The 2,685-nt window shown below is 73.3% G+C and carries 2 protein-coding genes and 1 pseudogene; all 3 read left to right on the forward strand.

Translation table 11 applies throughout. The features are described 5' to 3' along the window. The coding region (locus tag AC1DYD_RS41200) for an eCIS core domain-containing protein (RefSeq protein WP_478178466.1) at positions 1-1,616 on the forward strand (1,616 nt) is incomplete at its 5' end. A gap of 124 nt (positions 1,617-1,740) precedes the next feature. After that, on the forward strand, positions 1,741-2,334 hold the full coding sequence (locus AC1DYD_RS41205) for a HEAT repeat domain-containing protein (protein WP_478178467.1): 594 nt from the start codon (positions 1,741-1,743) through the stop codon (positions 2,332-2,334). Between the two features lie 66 nt (positions 2,335-2,400). Beyond that, positions 2,401-2,685 (forward strand): annotated as a pseudogene (locus AC1DYD_RS41210) (fatty acid cis/trans isomerase); the annotation flags it as partial.

Genomic DNA, 2,685 nt, shown 5'->3' on the forward strand with positions numbered 1-2,685 from the left:
GTGCCGGTGCCGCGGCGGCGCCGCGCGCAGGCCTGCCGCGCTTTCTGCAACTCCGGGTAGGGCGTGCCGGCGATGCCCTCGAGCATGAGTCCGACCGCGCGGCGCGGGCGGACGCGCCCGGGTCCGGCGCCGAGCGCCCGCGCGCGCCACTGCCGCGACGCCCATCCCCGCTGGCCGCGGAAAGCGGATCGCAGGGCGAGGCGCTTGACGTCCGCACGCGCCGCGCCATGGAATCGCGCCTCGGCGCCGACTTCGCTTCGGTGCGCACCCACGCCGACCCGCAGGCGGCGCTGCTCGCGAAAGACCTCGGAGCCGACGCCTTCACGCACGGCCACGATGTGTTCTACGGGGCCGGGCACCGGCCGGGCGACGACACGTTGACCGCCCACGAGCTCTCGCACGTGGTGCAGCAGTCGGGCGGCGGGGCTGTACTCGCTGCCGCGCCCGACGCCATCCAGCGCAGCACCAATGGCAGCTTCCCGGTCGCCAACGGCGGCTTCGAGATCGACCTGCAGACGCGCGAAGGCGGTATCAACACGCCGCCCACCCACAGCGGCCTCGACGGCTACATCCGCTTCGTGCCGGGCGAGGATTCGCCCTTGTCGAACCAGATCGAGATGGTGCAGGTCGTGAAGCTGACCGACGTCAAGGGCGCCGACGTGCAGCCGGCTTCGCTGCCGGCCGACCGCGCGGGTCGCGGCGCGCTGGGCGACCCGGGCATCCTGACCGAGGACAACCCGGACACCGGCGTCGAGGGCGGCTTCTTCACGGACGTCTACCACGGCGGCACCGGCGGCGCCGGCTCGGCGCCGGCCGGCGAGGCGCTGTCGCCGAGCTTCAATTTCCAGCCTGCCGCGCCCGGCACCGTGGGTTCGGTCGGGCAGGTGAAGCAGCCCGACTTCTACGGCGGCGGCACCGGTGGCGTGCTGGGCCGCACGCCGGGCTTCAAGCGTTCCAACGATGCGACCGACATCCGGTCGGCGGCACTCTACGACCAGCCCGGCATCGCCAGCGCGGCGGTCGACCTCGACTTCGAGTTCGAGTCGGTCGCGGTGGCGCAGGACAAGGGCCTCGACCTCGCCGCGGTCCACTGGGGCTTCGGCATCCGCTCGGGCAAGGTGATCGACGAGCACCTGTCGGTGGCCGACGGCGCCTCGGCCACCTTCGACGAAGCCGTGGAGCGGCACCGCGAGTTCTACGTGCACGAGCCGGCGGTCTTCTACTTCGACTTCGACAGCGCGGTGCTCAGCGCCTCCGAGGCCTCACGCATCGACGACTTCATGCCCTACCTGCTGCGCAACACCGATGTCATCGTGTCGCTCGAAGGCTCGGCCGACCAGGTCGGCGGCAACAGCCGCTACAACACCAACCTGTCGCTGGCCCGCGTCGACGCGGTCGAGGCGGCGCTGCTGGCGCGCGGCCTGCCGCGCTCGCGCCTCGACTGGATCTCGGTTGGCGTCGGCGCCTCGACCGCCGCCACCACCGATGCCGGCACCGGCGACCAGGGCGGCGATGCCGCGGTCGGCGCCGACCAGTCGCGCGAGGCCAACCGCTGGGCCAACCGGCGCGTGGTCGTCACCTTCTCGCGGCCGGCACCGGTGTCGAGGGGGCCATGAGCGCCGCGCCGGGCCGCCCCAAGCAAGCTCGCACCGCAGTGCGAAGCACGGAGGTTGCTCAAAGCGCCGCGCCGGGCCGCCCCAAGCAAGCTCGCACCGCAGTGCGAAGCACGGAGGTTGCCTTATGAGCGGAGATCTGGGCGGACTCGATGCGGCCGATCCGGCCGACCGCGCCCGCGCGCTCGCCACGCTGGTGGTAGCCGGCCGCGCGTCGACGCCTTTGCTGCTGCGCGCGCTCGGAAGCAGCGACGCCCGGGTGCGCGAGAAGGCCGCCCAGGGCCTGGCCGAGATCGCCGACCCGGTGGCCGCCGACGCCTTGCGTGCCGCGCTCGCCGACAGCGATCCGCTGGTGCGCGGGCGCGCCGCCCAGGGCCTGGCCGCGATCGGGACGCCCGATGCGCTCGATGCGCTGGCGCAGACCTTCGACGACCATCCCGACGTGCTGCGGGCGCCGCACACGGTGGCGACCTACGTGCTCATGGCGCGCGGCGCGGACGCGCTGCCGGTCATCGCGCCGCTGCTGGACGCGCCGGCGCCCTTGACCCGCCAGCGCGCCTTCGCGGTGCTGCAGGCGGTGGTGCCCATGCTGCCGGGGGTGGACGAGTGGGGCGCGCTGTGGCGCTCGCTCGGCGCCTATGACCCGAACGATCCGGATGCCGGCGCGCGCAGCGCCGCCGCCGCGCAATGGCGGCAATGGATCGACGCCCGCGGACCCTGACGCGCCTTCTCGAAGGCTGACGACGGTTACATTGCGTGATCCACAGTCGAAGCCGAAAGCAGCCGCATGCGTCGTGTCGCATCCCTGATCCTGGTCGTCCTGCTCGCCGCCTGCACGACGATCGCCCTCCACCGCTTCGACCAGCTCTACGGGCCGGCCGATCCCAAGCGTTTCGACCAGCCGCTGGCGCCGGCGCCCGGCGAGTCCTATGCGCAGACCATCCAGCCGATCCTCGACCGCCGCTGTGTGGCCTGCCACGCCTGCCACGACGCCCCGTGCCAGCTCAAGGCCACCGCCTGGGAAGGCATTGCGCGCGGCGCCAGCAAGACGCCGGTCTACGACGCCACGCGC

It is taken from the genome of Variovorax sp. P4_B11 (assembly GCF_056402355.1).

Excerpts from the sequence above, each read along its gene's own strand:
- AC1DYD_RS41205 (WP_478178467.1), top strand. The coding sequence starts at position 1,741 with ATGAGCGGAGATCTGGGCGGACTCGATGCGGCCGATCCGGCCGACCGC.